Here is a 24,124-nt window from a genome sequence, read left to right as displayed (position 1 = left end):
CCCACCCCCACCCTCACAGAAGTAGGACACACCTGTGGCAGAAGAGACCTCCCAGCAGACCGGCCCGACCGACGAGGAGCGCTACGACTTCCGCGCGCTCCAGGAGAAGTGGCTCCCGATCTGGGAGGAGACCCGGCCGTTCGCGACCGGCGACTCCACCGACAAGCGCCCGCGCAAGTACGTGCTGGACATGTTCCCGTACCCCTCCGGCGACCTGCACATGGGCCACGCGGAGGCGTACGCGCTGGGCGACGTCATCGCGCGCTACTGGCGCCAGCAGGGCTTCAACGTGCTGCACCCGATCGGCTGGGACAGCTTCGGCCTGCCCGCCGAGAACGCGGCGATCAAGCGCGGCCTCAACCCGGTCACCTGGACGTACGACAACATCGAGCAGCAGAAGCGCTCGATGAAGCGCTACGCCGCGTCCTTCGACTGGGACCGCGTGCTGCACACCTCCGACCCCGAGTACTACAAGTGGAACCAGTGGCTGTTCCTCAAGATGTACGAGAAGGGCCTCGCGTACCGCAAGGACAGCTGGGTGAACTGGGACCCGGTGGACCAGACCGTCCTCGCGAACGAGCAGGTCCTCGCCGACGGCACCTCGGAGCGCTCCGGCGCCGTCGTCGTGAAGAAGAAGCTCACGCAGTGGTACTTCAAGATCACCGACTACGCCGACCGCCTGCTCGACGACCTCAACCAGCTCGAGGGCTCCTGGCCGTCGAAGGTCATCGCCATGCAGCGCAACTGGATCGGCCGCTCGATCGGCGCCGACGTCGAGTTCGAGATCGAGGGCCGCGAGGAGCGGATCACCGTCTTCACGACGCGCCCCGATACCCTCTTCGGCGCGACCTTCATGGTCGTCGCGCCCGACTCCGACCTGGCCGCCGAGCTGGTCGAGGGCGCCGAGCCCGAGCTGCAGACCGCGTTCAAGAGCTACCTGGAGAAGGTGCAGAAGTCGAGCGAGATCGAGCGCCTCACCGTCGACCGCCCGAAGACCGGCGTGTTCCTCGGCCGCTACGCGATCAACCCCGTCAACGGCGAGCGCCTGCCGATCTGGTCGGCCGACTACGTGCTGTCCGACTACGGTCACGGCGCGGTCATGGCCGTCCCCGCGCACGACCAGCGAGACCTGGACTTCGCCCGTGCCTTCGATCTGCCGGTGCGGGTCGTCGTCGACACGACCGCCTCGGTCACCGGCGCGATCCCGGTGATCCCCAAGGACCCGGAGGAGCTGGCCGCGCTCGAGAAGGAGTACTCGCTCGACCCGGCCACCACCGGCGAGGCGCTGACCGGCGACGGCCGCCTGATCAACTCCGGCCCGCTCGACGGACTGTCGAAGCGCACCGCCATCGAGCGCGTGATCAAGCTGCTGGAGGAGCGCGGCCGCGGCCGCTCGGCGAAGAACTACCGCCTGCGGGACTGGCTGATCTCGCGCCAGCGCTACTGGGGCACGCCGATCCCGATCATCCACGGCGAGAACGGCGAGCTGATCCCGGTCCCCGAGGACCAGCTGCCCGTGCGCCTGCCCTCGACCGACGGCCTGGACCTGCAGCCGAAGGGCTCCTCGCCGCTCGGCGCCGCGGAGGACTGGGTGAACGTCGCCAACCCGAACGACGGCAGCCCCGCGCGCCGCGACCCGGACACGATGGACACCTTCGTCGACTCCTCGTGGTACTTCCTCCGCTTCCTCTCGCCGAAGGACGACACCCAGGCGTTCGACCCGAAGCTCGCCGAGAAGTGGGCGCCCGTCGACCAGTACGTCGGCGGCGTGACGCACGCGATCCTGCACCTGCTCTACGCGCGCTTCATCACCAAGGTGCTCTTCGACCTGGGCTACGTCTCCTTCACCGAGCCGTTCACGGCGCTGCTCAACCAGGGCATGGTGCAGATGGACGGCGCCGCGATGTCGAAGTCGAAGGGCAACATCGTCCGCCTGTCGGACCAGCTCGACGAGTTCGGCGTCGACGCCGTGCGCCTGACGATGGCGTTCGCCGGCCCGCCCGAGGACGACATCGACTGGGCCGACGTCTCGCCGTCGGGCAGCGCGAAGTTCCTCGCCCGCGCCTGGCGCCTGGCGAAGGACGTCACGACGAAGCCCGATGTGGAGTGGAAGAACGGCGACGCGGCGCTGCGCCGGCAGACGCACCGCTTCCTCGCCGAGTCGCCGTCGCTGATCGAGGCGTTCAAGTTCAACGTCGTCGTCGCGCGGCTGATGGAGCTCGTCAACGCCACCCGCAAGGTCATCGACTCCGGCGCCGGCGCGGGCGACCCCGCCGTCCGCGAGGCGACCGAGGTCGTCGCGATGGCGCTCAACCTGTTCGCGCCGTACACGGCCGAGGACATGTGGAACCGTCTCGGCTACGAGGGCTCGGTCGCGCACGCGCTCTGGCGCAAGGCCGACCCGACGCTCCTGGTCGAGGAGAAGGTCACCGCGATCCTCCAGGTCGACGGCAAGGTCCGCGACCGCATCGAGGTCTCGCCGAAGATCTCCTCCGACGAGCTCGAGCAGAAGGCGCGCGCGGCCACCGGTGTCGCGCGGGCGCTGCAGGGCCGCGAGGTCGTCACGGCCGTCGTCCGGGCGCCGCGCCTGGTGAACCTGGTGACGAAGCCGGCCTAGGCCGTCCCGAGCACCGGTTCACCTCGAAGGGGCTCCTCCACTGCGGAGGGGCCCCTTCGGCGTTCCCGCCTCCGCCGCGCTGTCAGGCGGGCGGCACCGCGCCGTTGCGGATGTGCTGGTAGACGACCGAGGTGCGGACGTCCGCGACCTCGCGGCGCTCGGTGAGGCGGTCGATGACGAAGGCGTAGAGGTCGTCGTTGTCGCGGACGGCGACGTGGATGATGAAGTCCTCGTTGCCGGCGGTGACGAAGACGCCGAGGGTCTGCTCGAGGCCGCTGACCCAGTCGCGGAACGATTCGATGACCTCGCGGGACGGCGGCCGGATGCGCACGGCGATCAGCGCCTGGACGCCGCGGCCGATCGCGGCGAGGTCGACGTCGAGGGTCGTGCCGCGGACGACGCCGCGGGTTCTCAGGCGCCGCATGCTGTCGAGCGAGGTGGTGGGGGAGACGCCGACCGCGGTGGCGACGTCACGGTTGGACATCCGCGCATCCGACTGGAGGAGGCGGAGGATGGCGATGTCGAGCGCGTCGAGGACCACTCCATCGCGGTTCTGCTGGTCGTTCATACGGCCATCCTGCGGGATGCTCGCGCATCCGCCTATCGTGAGCGCGGCCGGTCGGGAGGACCGACCAGAGGAGGGACGACGATGAGCACTGCATTCGCGGGCTACAGCGAGGACGAGATCGACACCGCGGCGCCGACCCGCTCCGCCCGTCTGAAGTGGGTGGTCGTGGTCGACGAGACACTGCCCATCGGGCGCGCGGTGAACGCCGCCGTCTGCGTCGCCGCGGCGACCGGTGCGCAGGTGCCCGGACTGCTCGGTCCTGCGGCGCAGGACGCCTCGGGCTCCGAGCACCCGGGGCTGCCGTGGGCGGGCTGCACCGTGCTCGCGGCCGACGCGGCGACGCTGCGGACGATCCGGGCGAAGGCGGAGGCGCACGAGGGGACGTTCGTCGCGGACATGCCCGCTGCCGCGCAGGACACCCGCGTGTACGACGAGTATCGGGAGGTGCTCGGGGCGACCGGGCCCGAGCTCGTCGAGTACCTGGCGGTCGGTCTGATCGGGCCGAGGAACCGCGTGGACAAGATCGTCGGGCGGCTGCGACTGCTCTGAGCGGTCGGGTCGGGCGTCCTCCACAGGACGGGATGTCGAGCTTCGTCCACGGAGCCGCAGGAGTCGTTGATCGCCCGAACCGGGCCGCCCTAGCGTCGTCGGATGCAGCAGACGAGCCAGGCCGACGACCCCGCGGGGCTGCTGCGCCGTCCGCGGCGAGCGCGCTCGCGCTGGCGGATCGGAGTCGGTGCGGCGATGGTGCTGGTGATCGCGGCGGCGGTCGTCGCAGTGCTCCTCGCCGGGACGCGGGCGAGCGGCCGGACGGAGGTGCTCGCGCCGGCCGGTGCTGTCACTGCTGCGGCGGGTCCGTCCGGAGCGCCCTCCTCCACGGAAGGGAACGCGACGCCCGCGGCGAGCAGCAGCCCCGGTGAGGTGCTCTACGTGCACGTCGCCGGAGCGGTCGCCGCGCCCGGCCTGTATCTGCTCGATCCCGGTGCGCGGGTGGCCGATGCGCTCGCGGCGGCGGGTGGTTTCACGGAGCCGGCCGAGCGGGCCGCCGTGAACCTCGCGCGCCGGCTCGTGGACGGCGAGCAGATCCTCGTCCCGGAGCGGGGTGCGGCGGTCGCACTGGGCGGCACGGCTCCGGCCGCCGGAGGTGCTGCCGCCGCGGGCGGGATCATCAGCCTCAGCACGGCCACGGCCGCGCAGCTCGAGGAGCTGCCCGAGATCGGGCCCGCGACGGCGGCGAAGATCGTCGCCTACCGCGAGGAGCACGGGCCGTTCACCTCGGTCGACCAGCTGCTGGAGGTGCCCGGCGTCGGCGAGAAGACGCTTGAGGCCTTCCGCGAGCAGGTGGCGCCGTGATCCGCGCCCAGGACCTGCGGCTGCTGCCGCTCGCGCTCTCGGCCTGGGCGGCGGCCGCGGCGACCGGGCTGCTGCCGGTCACCGCCGTCCTCGGTGGCGGGGTGCTGCTGTGCACGGTCGCGTGGTCCGTGTGCCTCGTCGCCGTTCTGGCTCTCGGCGTGCTCCGTCGGCGTCGCGCGGCCGTCGTCCTGGCCGGGATCGCGGTGGCGCTCGGGGGAGCGGCGCTGGCCGTCACCTCCGTCGTCGTCACGACTCCGGAGCGGCATCCGCCGGAGCTGCGGGCGGCCGCGGAGTCCCGAGCGGCTCAGGCCGTGCTCGTCCGCGTCGAGACGTCCGCGCGGCCGCTCGTCACCGGTGGGGTGTGGTTCGACGGCACCGCACTGCAGCTGGAGGATCAGCCGATGTCCGCGCCGGTGCGGGTGTTCCTGGCCGAGCCCGGAGGGCGGCTGCCGGTCGGCTCCGAGGTGGTGCTGCGGGCCCGGGCCGAGGAGCCGGGCGTCGTCGGCGAGAGCACGCTCCTGACCGCGAGCGCCGTGCTCGAGCGGCGCCCGCCCGTGGGGGTGGCGGCGGTCGCGGAGGTGCTGCGCTCGGGCTTCCTCGCCCGGACCGCGGTGCTCGGGGGCGACGTGGCGGGCCTGCTGCCGGGCCTCGCGACCGGGGACACCTCCGCCCTGTCGTCCGATCTGGAGGACGACATGCGGACCGCCTCGCTCACCCACCTCACCGCGGTGTCCGGAGCGAACTGCGCGGTCGTGGTCGCGGCCGGCTGGCTCGTCGCCGCGCTGCTCGGCGCCGGCCGTCGGCTCCGCACCGTGTCGGCTCTGGCGGTCCTCGCGGCGTTCGTCGTGCTGGTCACTCCGGAGCCGAGCGTCGTCCGCGCGGCCGTGATGGCGAGCGTCGTGCTGCTCGCGCGTCTGGGACGCCGGTCGGGTGCGGCGGTCCCGGCGCTGCTGGCGAGTGTCGTCCTGCTGATGCTCGTCGATCCCGCGATCGCGGGGCGGCTCGGCTTCGTGCTGTCCGTGCTGGCGACGGGCGGGCTGCTGCTCGCGGCGGAGCCGATCGCGGACCGCCTGGGCGACGTGCTGCCGCGGCCGCTCGCGCTGGTGGTCGCGGTCCCGCTGGCGGCCCAGCTGGCCTGTCAGCCCGCGGTACTGCTGATCGACCCGTCGATCCCGGTCTACGGGGTGCTGGCGAATCTACTCGCCGAACCGGCGGCGCCGGTGGCCACCGGACTCGGGCTGATCGGCTGCCTCCTGGCGCCGTGGTGGCCGGGCGGCGCCGACGTCGCGATCCGCCTCGCCGCCGTGCCGGCCTGGTGGATCGCCTCGATCGCGCGCGCCGTCGCCACCTGGCCGTCGCCGCGGATCGCCTGGCTGCCCGGGCTCGGCGGGATGCTGGCGCTCACGGTCCTGACGGTGCTCGCCCTGGTGCTGGTCACCCGCTCGCGTCGGCTCGCGCGGGTGCGACAGGTCGCGGCGACCGTGCTCGCGGGGGCGCTGGTCGTCGGGGGAGTGTCGAGCGTGGCGACGCCGCTGCTGCGCTCCGGAGCGGTCCCGTCCGACTGGCGGGTGGCGATGTGCGACATCGGGCAGGGCGACGCGGTGCTGGTCCGCGGCGATGCCGGGGTCGTCCTCGTCGACACCGGGCCGCTGCCGGAGCGGCTCGACGCGTGCCTCGACCTGCTCGGCGTCGACCGCCTCGCGCTGCTGCTGCTCACCCACTACGACCTCGACCACGTCGGCGGCCTGGCGGCCGTCGTCGGTCGCGTCGACGAGGCGCTCGTCGGCCCGGTGGCGGACGAGGGCGACACCCGCGATCGCGCCGACCTCGTGTCCGGCGGGGCAGCGGTGCAGGAGGCGGCGCGCGGCGACAGCGGCTCGGTCGGCTCGCTGCGCTGGCGGGTCGTCTGGCCGGGGCGGGGGACCACCCTCCGCGGTAACGAGGCGAGCGTGACCCTGCGAATCGACATCGCCGCGGACGAGACCGGCGGCCCGCTCTCGCTGGCGATGCTCGGCGACCTCGGCGCCGAGGAGCAGGGGCGGCTCGCGCGTCTGAATCCGGGCCGCGTCGACGTCGTGAAGGTGGCGCACCACGGCTCCGCCGACCAGTCGCCCGCCCTCTACGACGCCCTCGGCGCCCGCATCGGGCTCGTCTCGGTCGGCGCGGACAACACCTACGGCCATCCGACGCCGTCGCTGCTCGCGCTGCTGGCCGAGCGCGGGACCCGCGCCCTGCGGACGGACCTGGAGGGGACGGTGCTGCTCTCCTCCCGACCGGAGGGGGTCGTCGTCTGGACGAGTGGAGCCGCCGCTCCGCTGGCCGCTCCGCTGGCCGCTCCGGACGAGCAGGGAGGTGGGATCACGCGTGTGCTCGGCCGAGGGTCGCCGGTCGCCGGGGAGGACGGTGCTGCCAGAACCCGATCCGCGGGTGTCTTGCGACGGAGTGGACAGCCTGGCGCCACGGATCGGTCGCGGACGTCGCCGACTGCTTGGATACGGGATCGACGTGGCGTGACGAGGAGAAGGAGTCGGCGTGACTCGGAAGGAACGACCCGAACTCCGGAAGGATCAACCCGGCGTCTCGATCTCCCTGGTCATGTTCGCCCACGTGGCACTCCTCCTGTTCCTGGCCGCGGTGCCCCACCAGCCGCCGTGGTGGATCGTCGTCTCCGCGGTCGCGCTGGTCGGAACGGGGATCGGCGCCTTCTCCGATTCCCGCAGGTATCGACGGAAGTACCTGGAGAGGCAGCGACGGCGCGGTCCGTCCTGACGGCGCGACCTCTCCTCGCTTCTCCAGCGGGTGTCCCCGGACTCGTAGAATCGAGGGTCACGGAAGGACGACGGCATGGCAGGCAGAGCCCCGGCGCGCGGCAAGGCGGCCCCCTCGAAGGCGGCGATCCCGCAGCTCGCGTGGAACCAGACGCGACCCGCTCCGATCGTGCTGATCACCGGTCCGGAGCAGTTCCTCGCCGACCGGGCACTGCGGTTCCTCCGCGAGTTCCTGCGCGCCGAGGACCCGAGTCTCGAGGTCAACGACATCGACGCCGGCGGCTACGCGCCGGGGGAGCTGCTGACGCTGGCGAGCCCGTCACTGTTCGACGAGCCTCGACTGCTGCGCGTCTCCAACGTCGAGAAGTGCTCCGACGCGTTCCTCGTCGAGATGATCGAGTACCTCGCCCAGCCCGCGGACGGCGCGACCGTCGTGCTCCGGCACGGCGGCGGCAACCGCGGCAAGAAGCTGCTCGACGCGATCCGCTCGGGCACCGGCGGCGGCATCGAGATCGTCTGCGCGGAGCTCAAGCGGGAGAGCGACAAGGTCGACTTCGCGATCGCGGAGTTCCGCACCGCCGGGCGCACGGCGACCACCGGTGCGGTGCGGGCGCTGGTGTCGGCGTTCTCCGACGACCTGGACGAGCTCGCCTCGGCCTGCCAGCAGCTCGTCTCCGACGTGACCGGAGACATCACCGAGGCGACGGTCGCGAAGTACTACGGCGGTCGGGTCGAGACCACCGCGTTCACGGTCGCCGATGCGGCGATCGCCGGGCGGCACGGTGAGGCGCTCCTGGGGCTCCGGCACGCGCTGGCATCGGGTGCGGATCCGGTGCCGATCGTCGCGGCGTTCGCGAGCAAGCTGCGCACGATGGCGAAGGTCGCCGGGTCCCGCGAGGGGTCCGGTCAGATCGCCTCGCGGCTGGGACTCGCGCCGTGGCAGGTGGACCGCGCCCGGCGTGATCTGGCGGGCTGGACCGGCGACGGCCTGGGAACGGCGATCCTGACCGTCGCGGAGGCGGACGCGAACGTCAAGGGCGCGACCCGCGACCCGGTCTTTGCGCTCGAGCGCATGGTGTCGGTCATCTCGGCGCGCGGGGTCTGACGACCGGCGCTTCTACTGCCGGTGGCGGCGGGTCTCGATACGCCCCTGCGGGGCTACTCGACCAGCATGCACGTGCCGGGCCCGCCAGGCCGAGTTCCTCGGGGAGCGTGCGGGTGTGGAGTGGCATCCCGGGCAGTGCTCCTCGACCAGCATGCACGTGCCCGACCCGCCACCCGGGGGCTCCTCCGACCAGCACGCGTCTACCGGGCCCGCCGCGCAGAACCATGCTGATCGAGTAGCCCGCGGAGCGGGCGTATCGAGATCCGACCCGTCAGGACCCCCGGTCTCAGGGGACGGAGGTCTGCCGGTTCTCCGGGTCGAAGTGGAAGACGGCTCCGCCGAAGAGCAGCTGCGCGACGCCGAGCCCGATCACCGACGCGACGATCACCGCCGTGCCCGCGAAGACGAGCGCCGATCCCCGATAGGCCCTGTGCGCGAGGACGAGGAGCACGATCAGCCCGACGACGTGCGCGACGGCGACCGGTACTCCTCCGACGGCCTCCCCGAAGCCCGCCATCGTCGTCCCCGCGGCGAGGGCCTTGCCCTGCTCCGACTGCGCCTCGGCCATCGCGAAGCCGAACCAGCACCAGGAGAAGAGCGCTGCGGGGACGCCGAGGCAGGCCACGGTCCAGAAGCCGATCCGCGCCCGGTGTCCGGAGGTCCCAGGTCGGGCGGGAGAGGCCGTGGCGTCGAGCGGCGCAGCCACTGTCAGCCCGCCTCGATCAGCCGGGTGAGTCGATCCGCGGCGGAGGAGATCGTCGAGACGGCGACGAGCGTGACCACGCAGGCGACGCCCCAGAACCAGGTGCGGCCGGGAGCGTGCGCGCGACGGCGGTCGAAGGCGAGCCACCAGGCCGCGACGACCGAGACGAGCGCGGCGATCACCGAGCCGAGGGCCATCCTGACCCAGTCCGCGGCTTCCGGCTCCGTCCAGGAGTTCGTCCCGACCACGATCGCGGTCGGCACGACGATCATCCCGAGCAGTCCGAGGAGGATCGCCCTGTCCTGGCTCAGCGGCTTCGCCGTGTCCGTGCTGGTCATGATCCCCCGATCGCGCGCCGGGCAGCTCCCTGCGGGAGTCCTCCGTCACGGCGACGCTACCGGACGCCCTTGCGGTGGTGGGTCTCGATACGCCCCTGCGGGGCTACTCGACCAGCATGTCGTCGCCTCCAGGCTCATCGACCAGCATGTTGTCGTGCGGGCTCGTGCTGCGCGATGTCCTGGCGAGCCGGCGGCAGTCCAGCCGCCGTCCCGCAGGCGAACAGGCGATTCGCGTGCCAGCGAATCGTCGTAGCCGGAACGCGACCCGCTCCAGTCAGCGCGACCCCCTCGGGAAGCCGACCGCGCGACGGACGACGAGGAACGAGGAGTCCGTCGACGGCGAGCGGAAACGACGAAGGGCCCGGCCATCGGCCGGACCCTTCGTCGTTGCAGCGAGACGCAGCCTTACAGCGCGGCGACCTGCTTCGCGATGGCCGACTTGCGGTTCGCGGCCTGGTTCTTGTGGATGACGCCCTTGCTCGAGGCCTTGTCGAGCTTCTTGGCGGCGAAGGCGAGCGCGGTGGCGGCCTTCTCGGTGTCGCCGGCGGCGATGGCGGAGTGCACCGCGCGGACGGCGGTCTTCAGCTCGCTCTTGACGGCCTTGTTGCGCTCGTTCGCCTTCTTGTTGGTGAGGTTGCGCTTGATCTGCGACTTGATGTTTGCCACGTCTATTACCTTCTTCTCGGATGTGTGTGCAGCCGGCTACTCGACGGAGTGCCCCTTCCGGTGGCGTGGAAACGCCATCCCGGTGCGACTGGAGGTCGCCGGCTTCTGAATCACTCCACACACGCCAATGGTGGAGCGCAAGCCAACAAGGAACTTTAGCGCACCCGCCGCCACCCTTCAACCGCGCCGCGCCCGCCGCCCACGCCCCCTCCCGCGAGATGCCACTTGCGTACGCGACACGCCGCGCGAGGCGTACGCAAGTGGCATCTCGCGGGAGGAGCCCGCCAGTAGCCTGACCAGCGATGCCCCGACTCGCCGATCACATCCCCGCCGTTCCGCCCTCGGGCATCCGCCGGCTGTTCGAGATCGCCCTCCGCCTGGACGGCGTGACGCTGCTCGCCGTGGGGGAGCCCGACGTCGCCGTCGCACCGCACATCATCGAGGCGGCCCGCGCCGCCTGGGCCGCGGACGACACCGGCTACGGCCCGAACGGCGGCCTGATGGAGCTGCGGCGCGCGATCGTCGCCAAGCTCGCCCGCGACAACGGGTTCAGCGCCGACGTCGAGCAGGTCTGGGTCACGGTCGGCGCCACACAGGCGCTGTACCAGGCGATGACGCTGACGCTCGGCCCGGGCGACGAGGTGCTCCTGCCCGACCCCGGCTACACCACCTTCACGATGAACGCGCGGATGATCGGCGCGGTCCCGGTGCCCTACACGCTGCGCGCCGAGAACGGCTTCCTCCCCGACCTCGACGAGCTCGAGCGCATCGTCACCGACCGCACCCGCGCGATCATCGTGAACAGCCCGTCGAACCCGCTCGGCATCGTCCTGCCGCGGCCGATGCTCGAGCGGCTGCTGGACTTCGCGGGCCGCCACGACCTCTGGATCATCAGCGACGAGGTCTACGAGTGCTTCACCTACGGTCGCCCGCACGTGAGCCTCGCCGCGCTCGCGCAGGAGGCCGGCCACGACGACGACCGCGTCTTCAGCGTCTTCTCGCTCTCGAAGACCTACGCGATGACCGGCGTCCGCGTCGGCTACCTGGTCACCCCGCCCGGCCTGACCTCGACGATGGTCACCGTGCAGGAGGCGTCGATCAGCTGCGTCGCGACGCCCGACCAGCGCGCGGCCCTCGCGGCGCTGACCGGGCCGCAGGACGCGGTCGCCGACGCCTCCGCGCACTACCTCGCCAACCTGCGGCTCGCGACGGCGCTGCTCGACGAGCGCGGCCTCCGCTTCCGCGAGCCGGAGGGCGCCTTCTACCTCTGGATCGACGTGTCGCACGCGAGCGACGGCGACGTCGCCTCCTGGGCCGAGGCGTTCCTGCTCGAGACCCTCGTCGCCGTCGCGCCGGGCAGTGCCTTCGGGCGCACCGGTGAGGGCTGGATCCGCGTCTGCCTCGCGGCCGACCCCGCCGACCTCGAGCACGGTCTGCGCGCCCTGCCGGCCCCGATCGCGGCGGCGAGCGCATGAGCGCCGACGACGTCCTGGTCCGCCGGGTGCGCCCGGAGGAGTACGCCGAGATCTCCCGACTGCGCCTCGCCGCCTATGCCCACGACTACGAGCTGGGGGAGGAGTACGCGGCGGACGTCGCCGACGTCGCCCGGCACGACCGCGAGGGCGAGGTCTGGGTCGCGGAGGAGGACGGCGCGATCCTCGCGACCGTCACCACCGCGGCTCGCGGCGCCACCCTCTACTCCCTGGGCCGCCCCGGCGAGCTCGACTGGCGGCTGCTCGCGGTCGCTCCGGAGGCGCGCGGCCGCGGTCTGGGCCGCCTGCTCACCGAGTTCGTGGTGATGCTCGCCGTCGAGCGGGGCCTCCAGCGCGTGGTCATGAACAGCGGCACCGACATGCTCGCCGCGCACGCACTCTACGAGAGCATGGGCTTCGTCCGGCTCCCCGAGCGCGAGAACCCGCCCGGGATCGAGCCCACGCGCACCTACGGACTCGACCTCTAGCGAGGACCGCCCGCAGGACATCAGCGGAGAACCGCGCTCATCGCCCATCGGCGACGAGTCCCCTCCACAGCTGACGTTCTGCCCCGCATCCGGCCGGTCCCGGCCCCTCGCCCGCCGCCGCACCCCGGCCGTGGGACACTGGACCCACGATGTCTCCACGTGCACACCTCGGGCTCGAGCCCGCCGCGACCGATCCGGCGTCCATCCGCAACTTCTGCATCATCGCCCACATCGATCACGGCAAGTCCACGCTCGCCGATCGCATGCTCGGCATCACCGGCGTGGTCGAGGACCGCGCGATGCGCGCGCAGTACCTCGATCGGATGGACATCGAGCGCGAGCGCGGCATCACGATCAAGTCGCAGGCCGTCCGCATGCCCTGGGAGCGCGACGGGCAGACCTTCGCGCTCAACATGATCGACACCCCCGGTCACGTCGACTTCTCCTACGAGGTCAGCCGCTCGCTCGCCGCCTGCGAGGGCGCGATCCTCCTCGTCGACGCCGCGCAGGGCATCGAGGCGCAGACCCTCGCGAACCTCTACCTCGCGCTCGAGAACGACCTGGCGATCATCCCGGTCCTCAACAAGATCGATCTCCCCGCGGCCGACCCGGAGAAGTACGCGGCCGAGCTCGCGAGCCTCATCGGCGGCGACCCGGCCGACGTCCTCCGCGTCTCCGGCAAGACCGGCGTCGGCGTCGAGGCGCTGCTCGACCGCGTCACCGAGCTGGTGCCCGCGCCGGTCGGCGACAAGAACGCTCCCGCCCGCGCGATGATCTTCGACTCCGTCTACGACTCCTACCGCGGCGTCGTCACCTACGTCCGGATGATCGACGGCCAGCTCTCGCCGCGCGAGAAGATCCAGATGATGTCGACGCGAGCGACACACGAGATCCTCGAGATCGGCGTCTCCAGCCCCGAGCCGGTCTCCACCAAGGGCCTCGGGGTCGGGGAGGTCGGCTACCTGATCACCGGCGTGAAGGACGTGCGCCAGTCGAAGGTCGGCGACACCGTCACCACCGCCTCCAAGCCCGCCACGGAGGCGCTGCCCGGCTACACCGAGCCGCTGCCGATGGTGTTCTCGGGTCTCTACCCGATCGACGGCAGCGACTACCCGGACCTCCGCGAGGCACTGGACAAGCTCAAGCTCTCCGACGCGGCGCTCGTCTACGAGCCCGAGACCTCGGTCGCGCTCGGCTTCGGCTTCCGCTGCGGCTTCCTCGGCCTGCTGCATCTCGAGATCGTCACCGAGCGGCTCGACCGCGAGTTCGGCCTCGACCTGATCACCACGGCGCCGTCCGTCATCTACGAGGTGACCACCGACGACAAGAGCACCGTCACGGTCACCAACCCGAGCGAGTTCCCGGTCGGCAAGATCGCCAGCGTCACCGAGCCGATCGTCCGGGCCGCGATCCTCGCGCCGAAGGACTACGTCGGCACGATCATGGAGCTCTGCCAGAGCCGTCGCGGCACGCTGATCGGCATGGAGTACCTCGGCGAGGACCGCGTCGAGATCCGCTACCACATGCCCCTCGGCGAGATCGTCTTCGACTTCTTCGACAACCTCAAGTCGAAGACGGCCGGCTACGCCTCGCTCGACTACGAGCCCGCCGGCGACCAGGAGGCCGACCTGGTGAAGGTCGACATCCTGCTGCAGGGCGAGCAGGTCGACGCGTTCAGCGCGATCGTCCACCGCGACAAGGCCTACGCCTACGGCGTGCTGATGACGGGGCGGCTGCGCAAGCTGATCCCGCGCCAGCAGTTCGAGGTGCCCATCCAGGCCGCGATCGGCGCCCGCATCATCGCGCGCGAGTCGATCAGCGCGATGCGGAAGGACGTCCTCGCCAAGTGCTACGGCGGTGACATCACCCGCAAGCGCAAACTGCTCGAGAAGCAGAAGGAGGGCAAGAAGCGCATGAAGATGGTCGGCCGCGTCGAGGTCCCGCAGGAGGCGTTCATCGCCGCCCTGAGTGGTGACGTCGAGACCAAGGACAAGAAGTGAGCGTCCGGCGCTCGAGCTTCGAGGGGCAGCCGCAGGTCACCTACGCGGCGGTCGGCGGGACGCTCGCGCCGGACCTGCTCGAGTACCCGCCGGACGGCTTCACCGCCGAGCGGTTCGAGGCGCGCCTGGGCTCGGGGGCCGAGCGCTTCGCGATCACGACCGCGTCGCTGATGACGTGGGGCGTGCAGCGCGGCAGCGGCATCGCCGTCACCGACATCACCGCCGGCAGCGGCGTGCAGTACACCGGCGTCAACTTCGACTCCGCCGGCACCCCGATCGACCTCGCCAGCCGCCCGACCGAGGAGCAGTTCTCCGCGGACGGGACGCCGTACATCACCGCCGGCGTGACGGCCGTGCTCAAGATCACGCTGCTCGGCCGGACGGTGAACGCTCCCGTGCGGGTCGTCTACGTCGTGGACGAGCCCGATCAGGTCGGCTTCGCCTACGGCACCCTCGAGGGCCACCCGGAGAGCGGCGAGGAGTCCTTCGTGGTCGAGAAGCGCGCGGACGACTCGGTCTGGCTCGTCATCCGCGTCTTCTCGCGGCCCTCCACCGCCCTCTACCGCCTCGGCACCCCCGTCCTCCGGGTCGTGCAGAAGCGGCAGGTCAAGAAGTACCTGCGCGCGCTGCTGCCGGCGCGCGTCAGCTGACGTGGGCAGCGCCCTCCCGCTCGCCGACCCGGCACCGCTCGACGGACTCCTGCCGGCGTCCGTCGTCGACGGCGTGGAGACCCGCGACCTCGGGCTCTACGTGCACGTCCCGTTCTGCCGGGTGCGCTGCGGCTACTGCGACTTCAACACCTACACCGCGACCGAGCTGCGCGGTGCGAAGCAGCAGGACTACGCCGACGAGGCGATCGTCGAGATGGCGCTCGGCGAGGGCGTGCTGGCAGCCGCGGGTCTGCCGCGGCGTCCCGCGGCGACCGTGTTCTTCGGCGGCGGAACTCCGACGCTCCTGCCGGCCCGCGATCTGGTGCGCATGCTCGACGGGCTCCGACGGCACTTCGGCGTGGCCGACGGCGCCGAGATCACGACGGAGGCGAACCCCGACTCGGTGGACGCCGCCTACCTCCGCGAGCTGGCCGACGCCGGGTTCACGCGGGTCAGCTTCGGGATGCAGTCGGCCGTGCCGCACGTGCTCGCGACCCTCGAGCGCACCCACGATCCGGAGCGCGTGCCGCTCGTCGTCGAGTGGGCGCGCGAGGCGGGGCTGCAGGTCAGCCTCGACCTGATCTACGGGACGCCGGGGGAGTCGCTGGCCGACTGGGAGCGCTCGCTCGACTCGGCGCTGGCCAACCGGCCCGATCACCTCTCGGCGTACGCGCTGATCGTCGAGGACGGGACGAAGCTCGCACGGCAGATCCGCCGGGGCGAGGTGGCGACTCCGGACGACGACCTGACCGCGGACATGTACGAGCTGGCCGACGCGCGGCTCGCCGCGGCCGGCTACTCCTGGTACGAGGTCAGCAACTGGGCGCGCGACGACGCGCACCGGTCGCGGCACAACCTGTCGTACTGGCTCGGTCACGACTGGTGGGGCGTGGGGCCCGGTGCTCACAGCCACGTGGGCGGGGTGCGCTGGTGGAACGTGAAGCACCCGGCGGCCTACGCCGAGCGGCTGCACTCCGGCTCGTCGCCCGCAGCCGGGCGGGAGACCCTCGACGCGGCGACCCGCCGGGTGGAGGACGTGCTGCTGCGCTCGCGCCTGGCGGACGGGCTGCCGATCGACGCGATCGACCCGGAGCGCCGCCGCGAGGTCGCGGGGCTGATCGCCGACGGCCTCGTCGACGGCCGGGCCGCCCTCCGCGGGCGCCTCGTGCTGACCCTGCACGGCCGGCTGCTGGCCGACGCGGTCGTCCGCCGCCTCACGGACGGCTGAGTCGCCCCGCTCCCAGCTGATCGAGCAGCCCGCGGAGCGGGCGTATCGAGATCCCCTGTCCGATGTGCGTGGGTCTCGATACGCCGCCTGCGGCGGCTACTCGACCAGCATGTGGTTCCGCCTGCGGTGGCTGCTCGACCAGCAGGTGGCCCCGCCTGCGGCGGCTGCTTCCCTTCATGCTGATCGAGTAGCCCGCGGAGCGGGCGTGTCGAGATCCCGCTCGGTGCCTACTTGAAGAAGGGGATGCTCAGCGGGTACGTGTAGTACTCGCCGGCGCTCGCGCGCACCGAGGCGATGATGGCGAAGACGATCACGAGGATCGGCACCACGATGAAGACGATGAAGCCGACGAGCACGAAGCTCAGGATCGTCCCCGCGACGTACGCGATCAGGGTCGTGAGGTGGAAGTTCAGCGCCGTCTTCGCGTGCGCCTCGAGGAAGGGCCCGCGGCCCTTGAAGACGAGGTAGACGATCAGCGACGGGATGAAGCTGAAGAAGATGCCCGTGATGTGGGTGACGATCGCCCAGGTCTTCTCGTCGGCCGGGTTCAGCGGCGGGGCGGGCGTCGAGTAGGCGGGCGGCGGGGGCGGGGTGGCCGACATGGTGATCTCCGTCTCAGGAATCGGCGCGTCGGGCGACCCCGGGCGCTCGGCGTCCATCGTGGCAGAGACGCAGCCGCACCGGGAGGCGATCCGGGGCAAGCCCCGCCCTCCTTCCTCCTGCGCGGTTATGATTGGCACTCAATCTCGCGGAGTGCCAAGCTCCGCGCGGCGCCACGGCGCCGAGGTGGTCGTGCCGCGAGGCACCCGGAGTCCGGCGGGAGGTCGGTCGTATGGTGACGGAGCGCGGTCTCCAGGTCCTGCGCGTGATCGTGCAGGACTACGTCGCGAACCGCGAGCCGGTCGGCTCCAAGTCGATCGTCGAGCGCCACGCGTTCGGCGTCTCCGCCGCGACCATCCGCAACGAGATGGCGCAGCTCGAGGAGGAGGAGCTGATCGCGGCCCCGCACACCTCCTCCGGCCGCGTCCCCACCGACAAGGGCTACCGCCTCTTCGTCGACCAGCTGACCGACCTGCGCCCGCTGACCGCGGCGCAGCGGCAGGCGATCGAGACCTTCCTCGGCCAGAGCCCCGACCTCGACGAGGTGCTCGTCCGCACGGTCCGCCTGCTCTCGCAGCTCACCAACAGCGTCGCGCTCGTGCAGTACCCGTCCTTCGGGGCCGCGCGCATCCGTCACGTCGAGCTGGTCGCCCTCGCCCCGCGGCGGCTGCTCTCGGTGCTGATCACCGACACCGGCCGCGTCGACCAGCGCGTGCTCGAGACGCCCGAGGACGTCGACGAGCTGCTGCTCGGCGAGATCCGGGCGAAGCTCAACACCGCCGTCCTCGGCCTGGGGCTCGCCGCCGCGGCGGAGACGCTGCAGAGCGCGACCGAGCAGTTCAGCCCGGAGCGCCGCGCCGTCGTCGATCCGGTGGTGCAGACGCTGCTCGAGCAGGTCGGCGCGAACCGGCAGGACCGTTTGGTGATGGCGGGCGCCGCGAACCTGGTGCGTACCGAGGAGGACTTCTCCGGCAGCATCTACCCCGTTCTCGAGGCGATCGAGGAGCAGGTCGAGCTGCTGCGCCTCTTCGCCGAGATGACGCCCGACCCGCGCGGCATCTCGGTCCGCATCGGCCGCGAGAACGCGCCGTTCGGCCTCCAGGAGACCTCCGTCCTCACCAGCGGCTACAACACGGCCGGCGGCCAGGTCTCGCGCCTGGGGGTCCTCGGACCGATCAGGATGGACTACTCCGGCAACATCGCGGCGGTCCGCGCCGTCGCCCGCTACCTCTCCCGCCTCCTCGGCGAGGAATGACCCGCTTCCAGACCCTCGCCGGAACCCCGGCTCCCGACAGGTCCGCCGCGCCCGGCGCACCGACCACGAACGAAGGACGAAGCCCCCTGTGGCCGATCACTACGAAGTCCTCGGCGTCGACCGAGACGCCTCCGCCGACGAGATCAAGAAGGCGTACCGCCGGCTCGCGCGCGAGCTGCACCCCGACGTCAACCCGAGCGCGGACGCGTCCGAGCGGTTCAAGCTCGTCACGCACGCCTACGACGTCCTGAGCGACGCCCAGCAGCGCCAGCAGTACGACCGCGGCCCGCAGGACGGCTTCCCCGGCGGTGGCGGGCAGGGCTTCGGCGGCTTCGGCGACATCTTCGAGACGTTCTTCGGCCAGGGCGCGCAGGGCTCCTCGCGCGGCCCGCGGTCGCGCCGGGAGCGCGGCCAGGACGCGCTGCTGCGCGTCGAGGTCTCGCTCGACGAGGTCATCTTCGGCACCCACCGCGACCTCGAGGTCGACACGGCCGTGCTCTGCGAGACCTGCCAGGGCTCGTGCTGCCAGCCGGGCACCTCGCCGGTCACCTGCGACATCTGCCACGGCTCCGGCCAGATCCAGCGCACCGTCCGCTCGCTGCTCGGCAACGTGATGACGGCCAGCCCCTGCGGCACCTGCCGCGGCTACGGCACCGTCATCGCCACTCCGTGCTCCACCTGCCAGGGCCAGGGCCGCGTGCGCGCGCGCCGGACCATCCCCGTCGACGTCCCCGCGGGAGTCGACACGGGCCTCCGCCTGCAGATGCCCGGCAGCGGCGAGGTCGGCCCGGCCGGCGGCCCGAGCGGCGACCTCTACCTCGAGATCAAGGTCAAGCACCACGACATCTTCAGCCGCAACGGCGACGACCTGCTCTGCACCCTCGAGGTGCAGATGACGGACGCGATCCTCGGCTCGACGACGACCCTCGCGGCGCTCGACGGCGACATCGAGATCGAGGTCAAGCCGGGCACGCAGAGCACCGAGATCGTCACGATCAAGGGCCGCGGCGTCACCAAGCTGCGCGGCAACGGCCGCGGCGACCTCCGCGTCGGCATCCAGGTCGTCACCCCCACCAAGCTGGGGCACCGCGAGCGCGAGCTGGTGCAGGAGTTCGCCAAGCACTACAAGCCGCAGAAGCCGGCCCTCACGCACTTCCAGCAGGGGCTCTTCTCCAAGCTCCGCGACCGATTCCTGGGCTGACCGGATCCGGCGTGGCGCACCACTACATCGACGAGTCGCTCGACTCCGGGGACTTCGTCGCCGGCGGCCGGCTGGAGCTCTCGGGCGCGGAGGCGCGCCACCTCGCGACCGTCAGCCGGATCCGCGCGGGCGAGAGCGTCCGCGTCGGCGACGGCCGCGGCCGGGTCGCCGTGGCCGTCGTCGAGAGCGCGGAGGCGTCGCGGGTCGTCCTCGCGGTCGAGTCGGTCGAGGAGGTGCCCGCGCCCAGCCCGCGCCTCGTGCTCGTGCAGGCGCTCGCGAAGGGCGACCGCGACGAGCTGGCGATCCAGGCCGCGACCGAGCTCGGCGTGGACGAGGTCGTGCCGTGGCAGGCCGCCCGCAGCGTCTCGCGCTGGTCGGGCGTCAAGGAGGAGAAGGGCCGCGAGCGCTGGCGCAGCATCGTCCGCGAGGCGAGCAAGCAGTCGCTCCGCGCCCGGGTGCCGGAGGTGTCGGCGGTCGTCGGCCTCCGCGCGCTCGTGGAGCGGGCCGCGACGGCGCGTGTGCTCGTGCTCGAGCCCTCGGCCGAGGACCGGCTCACCGCGATCGAGCCGGACGGGCGCGACCTCGTGCTCGTCGTCGGACCCGAGGGCGGCATCGCGGCGGAGGAGCTGCGCGCCCTCGCCGACGCGGGTGCCGAGGCCGTCGCGCTCGGCGACTCCGTCCTGCGCACCTCCACCGCCGGCCCGGCCGCGATCGCCGTGCTCTCGGCCCGTCTCGGCCGCTGGTGATCCCCGCCGATCCGCGCGCCCTGGGCGAACGCGCCCCCGTCGTCGCCCTCGCCCCGTTTAAGATGGATGCATGACCGAGCCCACTGTCTTCACGCGCATCGTCCGCGGCGAGATCCCCGCCGACGTGGTGTTCGAGAACGAGCGGATCCTCGCGATCCGGGACATCGCGCCGAAGGCGCCCGTCCACCTGCTGATCTTCCCGAAGACCCCCGAGTACGCGAACGTCGCCGAGCTCGCCGCGGGCGATCCGGAGCTCCTCGCCGAGATGGCCGTCGTCGCGCAGACCCTGGCCGACGCGCACAGCAACGGCCAGTTCCGCCTCGTCTTCAACTCCGGCGAAGAGGCCGGTCAGACCGTGTTCCACGTCCACGCCCACGTCCTGGGCGGCCACCTGACGGAAGGCTCCCTTGCCACCGGTTGATCACGCGGGCGATCGCTCCGCGGACCAGAACCCCACTCGAACCGGCTCGACGGAGCCGACGGTCCCGCAGAGCGACGCGGGCCGGACCACCGGCGGGACGCATCGCGTCATCGCCGTCGACGGAATCGCCATGGTGCGCCTCCTCGGACCTCAGGACCGCCTCATCCGGGCGGTCGAATCGCGATTCCCCGACGTCCGGGTGCACGTGCGCGGCAACGAGGTGACCCTCGACGGCGAGGGCGCCCCCGTCGCCGCGGCGGCGCGCCTGGTGGAAGAACTGGTGCTCATGACGGCAGGCGGCCACGACCTCGACCCGGAGGGCGTGCGCGAGTCCGCGCGCATCCTCGAGAACGGCGGGCCGGTGCGTCCCGCGGACGCGTTCGGCCAGGCCATCCTCACGGCGCGCGGGAAGAGCATCCGCCCGAAGACCCTGGGGCAGCGCGAGTACGTCGACGCCGTCGATCAGAACACGATCGTCTTCGGCATCGGCCCGGCCGGCACCGGCAAGACCTACCTCGCGATGGCCAAGGCGGTGCAGTCCCTGCAGCGCAAGGAGGTCGAGCGGATCATCCTCACGCGCCCCGCGGTCGAGGCGGGGGAGCGGCTGGGCTACCTGCCCGGCTCGCTCACCGACAAGATCGACCCGTACCTGCGCCCGCTCTACGACGCGCTGAACGAGATGATGGACCCGGAGATCGTGCCGAAGCTGCTCGCAGCGGGCACGATCGAGGTCGCTCCGCTGGCCTACATGCGCGGCCGCACGCTGAACTCCTCGTTCGTCGTGCTCGACGAGGCGCAGAACACGACGCCGGAGCAGATGAAGATGTTCCTCACCCGCCTCGGCTTCGGCTCGAAGATGGTGATCACGGGCGACATCACCCAGGTCGACCTCCCCGCCGGATCGAGCGGTCTCCGCCTGGTGACCCGGGTGCTCGACGACATCGACGACATCCACTTCGCCCGGCTGACCAGCGAGGACGTGGTCCGCCACAGCCTCGTCGGCCGGATCGTCGACGCGTACACCGAGTACGACCAGCAGAAGCAGGCGCAGAGCTTCGAGCGCGAGCAGGCCCGCGAGTTCGCGGCCCGCGCCGAGCGCCGGGCGGCCACCCGCTCGACCGGCGACGCGCAGCCCAAGCGCCCGCGCGCCTGAGCGCCGTACCACCGCCTCCCGCCCCGCCGAGCCCCTCCCGATCGAAGGAACACCGCACCCCGTGAGCATCGAGATCAACAACGAGTCGAGCATCCCCGTGGACGAGGCGACCCTGCTGCGCCTCGCGGGCTACGCGCTCGACTCGATGCACGTGCACCCCGACGCCGAGCTCGCGATCGTGCTGGTCGACGAGGGCGCGATGGAGCAGCTGCACGTGCAGTGGATGGACGAGCCCGGCCCGACCGACGTGCTGAGCTTCCCGATGGACGAGCTGCGCCCCGGCACCGAGGACGAGCCGACCCCGGCCGGCCTGCTCGGCGACATCGTGCTCTGCCCGCAGGTGGCGCAGAGCCAGGCCGAGGCCGCCGGCCACTCCATGCTCGACGAGCTGCTGCTGCTCACGGCCCACGGGCTGCTGCACCTGCTCGGCTTCGACCACGCGGAGCCCGAGGAGGAGCGCGAGATGTTCGGCATCCAGCGCGACATCCTCGTCGGGTTCCACATCAGCGAGCGACGCCGCTAGGCCCGGCGTGCTCACCGTCCAGCTCCTCATCGCGGCCCTCGGCCTCGTCGCCCTCGGCGGCTGGCTCGCCGCCACCGACGCCGCGCTCGGCGTGCTCTCCCGCAGCGACGTCCTCGAGATGGCGAACCACTCGCGCAGCTCGCGCGCCCTGCGGGCCATCGCCGGCGACATGAGCGCGCACGTCAACGTCGTCAACTTCACCCGGATCGCGGCCGAGACGACCGCCGCGGTCTTCGTCACCACCGTGCTCGTCGTCGTGGTAGACGCGCTCTGGCTGGCGCTCCTGCTCGCGATCCTGATCATGGCGGCCGTCTCGTTCGTGCTCGTCGGCTCCAGCCCGCGCAGCGTCGGGCGCGCCCACGCCCGCGCCGTACTCGGCTCCAGCGCCTCGCTCGTGCACGTGCTGCGGGTCGCGCTCGGCCCGGTCGCGCACGGTCTCGTCGCGCTGGGCAACCGGGTCACCCCGGGCACCGGCCGCTCGGCCGGCTTCTCCTCCGAGGAGCAGCTGCTGAGCATGGTCGACGAGGCGACCGAGCAGTCGGTCCTCGAGCAGGACGACCGCGAGCTCATCCACTCCATCTTCGAGTTCAACGACACGCTGGTGCGCGAGGTGATGGTGCCGCGGACCGACATGGTGACGATCGAGGCCGGCGCCTCGGTCGGCGCCGGCATGGGCCTGCTGCTCAGTCGCGGCATCTCCCGGCTGCCCGTCATCGGCGACGGCGTCGACGACGTGCTCGGCGTGCTCTACCTCCGCGACGTCGCCCGGCACACCTACGAGCGCCCGGACGACGACGACTCGGCGGCCGACCTCGCCCGCCCCGCGCTGTTCGTGCCGGAGTCGAAGAAGGCCGACGAGCTGCTGCGCCAGATGCAGCTCGAGTCCAACCACCTCGCCATGGTGGTGGACGAGTACGGCGGCATCGCCGGGCTGGTCACGCTCGAGGACCTCATCGAGGAGCTCGTCGGCGACATCTCGGACGAGTACGACCGGGAGGTCGACCTCTTCGAGGAGACCGAGCCGGGCGTCTACCGCGTCTCGGCGCGGCTGCCCGTCGACGAGCTGGGCGAGCTGTTCGACCTCGAACTCGAGGACGACGACGTCGACTCGGTCGGCGGACTGCTCACCAAGGCCTACGGCCGCCTGCCCGAGCGGGGCGCGACCGCCCGGATCGACGGGGTGATCCTCGAGGCCGAGCAGGCGGATCCCCGTCGCGGCACCATCTCGACCGTCATCGTGCGGCGCGATCCCGACTACGATCCCTCAGGCGAGACCGGCACCGGACCGGTCGCGATCGTCGCCGAGACAGACCACCAGGACGAGGACGCACGATGACCGACCCCAGCACTCCCACGACCCCCTACCGGGCGGGCTTCGTGTCGTTCGTGGGCCGCCCGAACGTCGGCAAGTCCACGCTCACCAACGCGCTGGTCGGCGAGAAGATCGCCATCACCAGCTCGAAGCCGCAGACCACCCGCCGCGCCATCCGCGGCATCGTGCACCGCCCCGACGGCCAGCTCATCGTGGTGGACACCCCGGGCATCCACCGCCCGCGCACCCTGCTCGGCGAGCGGCTGAACTCCCTCGTCACCTCGACCCTCGGCGACGTCGACGTGATCGGGATGCTCTTCCCGGCCGACGAGCCGATCGGCCCCGGCGACCGCTTCATCAACGAGCAGCTCGAGGCCTTCCCGCGTGCCCGCAAGGTCGCGATCGTGTCCAAGGTCGACCTCTCCTCGAAGAAGTCCGTCGCCAAGCAGCTGCTCGCCGTCTCCGAGCTGCGCGAGTGGGACACCATCGTGCCGATCTCGGCGGTCACCGAGGAGCAGCTCGACGTGCTCGCGGTCGAGCTGCTGCGCCTCATGCCGGTCTCGCCCGCGCTCTACCCCGAGGAGGCCGTGACCGACGAGGACACCGGCTCGCGCATCGCGGAGTTCATCCGCGAGGCCGCGCTCGAGGGCGTCTCGGACGAGCTGCCGCACTCGCTCGCCGTGACGCTCGACGACATGGTCGAGCGCGAGGACGGCTCCTTCATCGACATCTACGCGAACGTCTTCGTGGAGCGCGACAGCCAGAAGGGCATCATCATCGGCAAGGGCGGCCAGCGCCTGCGCGAGGTGGGCGCGGTGTCGCGCGAGCAGATCGAGCGGCTGCTCGGCCGGCGCGTGTTCCTCTCCATCCGGGTGAAGGTCGCCAAGGAGTGGCAGCGCGACCCGAAGCTGCTCGGCCGCCTCGGCTTCTGAGCCGGTGAGCGCGGCGCCGGATCGG

25 protein-coding genes are annotated in these 24,124 nt (G+C 71.9%); 18 read left to right on the top strand and 7 right to left on the bottom strand.

The window, feature by feature from the left end; all coding sequences use genetic code 11:
* Positions 1-34 precede the first annotated feature (34 nt).
* A complete protein-coding gene (leuS, locus tag EDF43_RS20575; protein ID WP_132438334.1) occupies positions 35-2,617 on the top strand; it encodes a leucine--tRNA ligase in 2,583 nt (860 codons plus the stop codon).
* Positions 2,618-2,699: 82 nt separating this feature from the next.
* Here leuS and EDF43_RS20570 read toward each other — a convergent pair whose 3' ends face one another.
* The gene (locus EDF43_RS20570; RefSeq protein WP_132438333.1) at positions 2,700-3,185 is read right to left on the bottom strand and encodes an Lrp/AsnC family transcriptional regulator; all 486 of its coding nucleotides are present in this window, start codon (positions 3,183-3,185) and stop codon (positions 2,700-2,702) included.
* An 81-nt stretch (positions 3,186-3,266) separates the two neighbouring features.
* Here EDF43_RS20570 and EDF43_RS20565 point away from each other — a divergent pair, with 81 nt between their 5' ends.
* Positions 3,267-3,734 (top strand): DUF2000 domain-containing protein, encoded by a 468-nt coding sequence (locus tag EDF43_RS20565; protein WP_132438332.1) that lies wholly within the window; start codon positions 3,267-3,269, stop codon positions 3,732-3,734.
* Positions 3,735-3,836: 102 nt separating this feature from the next.
* The gene (locus EDF43_RS20560) at positions 3,837-4,538 is read left to right on the top strand and encodes a ComEA family DNA-binding protein (RefSeq protein WP_132438331.1); all 702 of its coding nucleotides are present in this window, start codon (positions 3,837-3,839) and stop codon (positions 4,536-4,538) included.
* A 394-nt stretch (positions 4,539-4,932) separates the two neighbouring features.
* On the opposite strand, the gene EDF43_RS20555 is transcribed toward EDF43_RS20560, so the two are convergent.
* Both EDF43_RS20555 and EDF43_RS22460 read right to left on the bottom strand, forming a co-directional pair.
* On the bottom strand, positions 4,933-5,235 hold the full coding sequence (locus EDF43_RS20555; protein WP_132962540.1) for a hypothetical protein: 303 nt from the start codon (positions 5,233-5,235) through the stop codon (positions 4,933-4,935).
* Between the two features lie 480 nt (positions 5,236-5,715).
* Entirely contained in the window at positions 5,716-6,123 is a 408-nt protein-coding gene (locus EDF43_RS22460; RefSeq protein WP_243646388.1) for a hypothetical protein, read from the bottom strand.
* A gap of 1,022 nt (positions 6,124-7,145) precedes the next feature.
* Between EDF43_RS22460 and EDF43_RS20545 the strand changes: the two genes are divergently transcribed.
* On the top strand, positions 7,146-7,307 hold the full coding sequence (locus EDF43_RS20545) for a hypothetical protein (RefSeq protein ID WP_165909220.1): 162 nt from the start codon (positions 7,146-7,148) through the stop codon (positions 7,305-7,307).
* Between the two features lie 75 nt (positions 7,308-7,382).
* On the top strand, positions 7,383-8,411 hold the full coding sequence (gene holA / locus EDF43_RS20540; RefSeq protein WP_123735445.1) for a DNA polymerase III subunit delta: 1,029 nt from the start codon (positions 7,383-7,385) through the stop codon (positions 8,409-8,411).
* A gap of 286 nt (positions 8,412-8,697) precedes the next feature.
* On the opposite strand, the gene EDF43_RS20535 is transcribed toward holA, so the two are convergent.
* The 3 genes from EDF43_RS20535 to rpsT all read right to left on the bottom strand — a co-directional run bounded on the left by EDF43_RS20535 (position 8,698) and on the right by rpsT (position 10,118).
* Positions 8,698-9,117, bottom strand: coding sequence for a hypothetical protein (locus EDF43_RS20535; protein ID WP_132438329.1), 420 nt, complete (start codon positions 9,115-9,117; stop codon positions 8,698-8,700).
* Between the two features lie 2 nt (positions 9,118-9,119).
* Positions 9,120-9,452, bottom strand: coding sequence for a hypothetical protein (locus EDF43_RS20530; protein WP_132438328.1), 333 nt, complete (start codon positions 9,450-9,452; stop codon positions 9,120-9,122).
* 405 nt (positions 9,453-9,857) lie between these two features.
* On the bottom strand, positions 9,858-10,118 hold the full coding sequence (rpsT, locus tag EDF43_RS20525) for a 30S ribosomal protein S20 (RefSeq protein ID WP_123445612.1): 261 nt from the start codon (positions 10,116-10,118) through the stop codon (positions 9,858-9,860).
* Positions 10,119-10,420: 302 nt separating this feature from the next.
* Between rpsT and EDF43_RS20520 the strand changes: the two genes are divergently transcribed.
* The 5 genes from EDF43_RS20520 (at position 10,421) to hemW (ending at position 15,956) form a co-directional block, all read left to right on the top strand.
* Positions 10,421-11,593 (top strand): aminotransferase class I/II-fold pyridoxal phosphate-dependent enzyme, encoded by a 1,173-nt coding sequence (locus EDF43_RS20520; RefSeq protein ID WP_132438327.1) that lies wholly within the window; start codon positions 10,421-10,423, stop codon positions 11,591-11,593.
* Positions 11,590-12,078 (top strand): GNAT family N-acetyltransferase, encoded by a 489-nt coding sequence (locus tag EDF43_RS20515; protein WP_132438326.1) that lies wholly within the window; start codon positions 11,590-11,592, stop codon positions 12,076-12,078. The genes EDF43_RS20520 and EDF43_RS20515 overlap by 4 nt, the downstream gene beginning before the upstream one ends.
* A gap of 149 nt (positions 12,079-12,227) precedes the next feature.
* Positions 12,228-14,078 carry a translation elongation factor 4 gene (lepA, locus tag EDF43_RS20510; RefSeq protein ID WP_123445615.1) on the top strand — a complete coding sequence of 617 codons (1,851 nt, stop codon included), beginning with the start codon at positions 12,228-12,230 and terminating at the stop codon, positions 14,076-14,078.
* A complete protein-coding gene (locus tag EDF43_RS20505) occupies positions 14,075-14,728 on the top strand; it encodes a DUF1990 domain-containing protein (protein WP_123445616.1) in 654 nt (217 codons plus the stop codon). The genes lepA and EDF43_RS20505 overlap by 4 nt, the downstream gene beginning before the upstream one ends.
* A 1-nt stretch (position 14,729) precedes the next feature.
* Positions 14,730-15,956: a radical SAM family heme chaperone HemW gene (gene hemW, locus EDF43_RS20500; protein WP_132438325.1), complete on the top strand. Its 1,227-nt coding sequence runs from the start codon at positions 14,730-14,732 to the stop codon at positions 15,954-15,956.
* Positions 15,957-16,183: 227 nt separating this feature from the next.
* Here hemW and EDF43_RS20495 read toward each other — a convergent pair whose 3' ends face one another.
* Positions 16,184-16,558: a DUF4870 domain-containing protein gene (locus EDF43_RS20495; RefSeq protein ID WP_123704749.1), complete on the bottom strand. Its 375-nt coding sequence runs from the start codon at positions 16,556-16,558 to the stop codon at positions 16,184-16,186.
* Between the two features lie 230 nt (positions 16,559-16,788).
* On the opposite strand from EDF43_RS20495, the gene hrcA reads away from it, so the two are divergent.
* From hrcA to era, 8 genes are all read left to right on the top strand, one after another.
* The gene (hrcA, locus tag EDF43_RS20490) at positions 16,789-17,811 is read left to right on the top strand and encodes a heat-inducible transcriptional repressor HrcA (RefSeq protein WP_123445618.1); all 1,023 of its coding nucleotides are present in this window, start codon (positions 16,789-16,791) and stop codon (positions 17,809-17,811) included.
* Positions 17,812-17,899: 88 nt separating this feature from the next.
* Positions 17,900-19,012, top strand: coding sequence for a molecular chaperone DnaJ (gene dnaJ, locus EDF43_RS20485; RefSeq protein WP_123445619.1), 1,113 nt, complete (start codon positions 17,900-17,902; stop codon positions 19,010-19,012).
* An 11-nt stretch (positions 19,013-19,023) separates the two neighbouring features.
* Positions 19,024-19,758, top strand: a complete 735-nt coding sequence (locus EDF43_RS20480) for a 16S rRNA (uracil(1498)-N(3))-methyltransferase (RefSeq protein WP_132438324.1) — start codon at positions 19,024-19,026, stop codon at positions 19,756-19,758.
* A gap of 70 nt (positions 19,759-19,828) precedes the next feature.
* Complete coding sequence (locus EDF43_RS20475) at positions 19,829-20,179, top strand: histidine triad nucleotide-binding protein (RefSeq protein WP_123735452.1); 351 nt, start codon at positions 19,829-19,831, stop codon at positions 20,177-20,179.
* A 130-nt stretch (positions 20,180-20,309) separates the two neighbouring features.
* Positions 20,310-21,332 (top strand): PhoH family protein, encoded by a 1,023-nt coding sequence (locus EDF43_RS20470; protein WP_123445998.1) that lies wholly within the window; start codon positions 20,310-20,312, stop codon positions 21,330-21,332.
* A gap of 61 nt (positions 21,333-21,393) precedes the next feature.
* Entirely contained in the window at positions 21,394-21,855 is a 462-nt protein-coding gene (gene ybeY, locus EDF43_RS20465) for an rRNA maturation RNase YbeY (protein ID WP_132438323.1), read from the top strand.
* Between the two features lie 7 nt (positions 21,856-21,862).
* On the top strand, positions 21,863-23,191 hold the full coding sequence (locus EDF43_RS20460; protein ID WP_123445623.1) for a hemolysin family protein: 1,329 nt from the start codon (positions 21,863-21,865) through the stop codon (positions 23,189-23,191).
* Positions 23,188-24,099 (top strand): GTPase Era, encoded by a 912-nt coding sequence (gene era, locus EDF43_RS20455; RefSeq protein ID WP_123732108.1) that lies wholly within the window; start codon positions 23,188-23,190, stop codon positions 24,097-24,099. The genes EDF43_RS20460 and era overlap by 4 nt, the downstream gene beginning before the upstream one ends.
* The last annotated feature ends 25 nt before the right edge of the window (positions 24,100-24,124 follow it).

The organism is Rathayibacter sp. PhB179, assembly GCF_004345345.1.
Classification (GTDB): Bacteria; Actinomycetota; Actinomycetes; order Actinomycetales; family Microbacteriaceae; genus Rathayibacter; species Rathayibacter festucae.
The sequence above is the reverse complement of the archived record's forward strand: the minus strand, read 5'-3'. Positions and strand labels throughout refer to the sequence as shown.